1 protein-coding gene is annotated in these 316 nt (G+C 57.6%); it reads right to left on the reverse strand.

The features are described from left to right. Positions 1 to 50: 50 nt before the first annotated feature. The coding region (locus tag KZZ07_RS26780; RefSeq protein WP_219519981.1) for a cysteine peptidase family C39 domain-containing protein at positions 51 to 316 on the reverse strand (266 nt) is incomplete at its 5' end.

The following is a 316-nucleotide window of genomic DNA, read 5'->3' on the forward strand; positions in this document are numbered from 1 at the left end:
GGAAAGTGTTCATCGTGTGCTCCTGGAGCGTCCTGCTCCTTATTGCGCCTCTAAAAGAAGTCGCTCTGGATAAAACCGAAGTCCATCAGTTCACTGTCGCGTACCGGGCTGAACTCGTTCAGTTGGTTCTTGGCGGTCAGTGGGGTGGGCGGGGTGAGCAGGGCGTTGGCCTTGTCATAGCCCTCACCGATGACGGCGAACACGATGCCGTTCCAACCCTTGACGAAATCGTCCTTGGCGTAACGCTTGTTGCCCAGCACGGGGTCGCCGATATAGGCCCAGTCCTTGTCAGCGCGTTGCAACACCACGAAGTGCT

It is taken from the genome of Mameliella sp. CS4 (assembly GCF_019392335.1).
Classification (GTDB): Bacteria; Pseudomonadota; Alphaproteobacteria; order Rhodobacterales; family Rhodobacteraceae; genus Antarctobacter.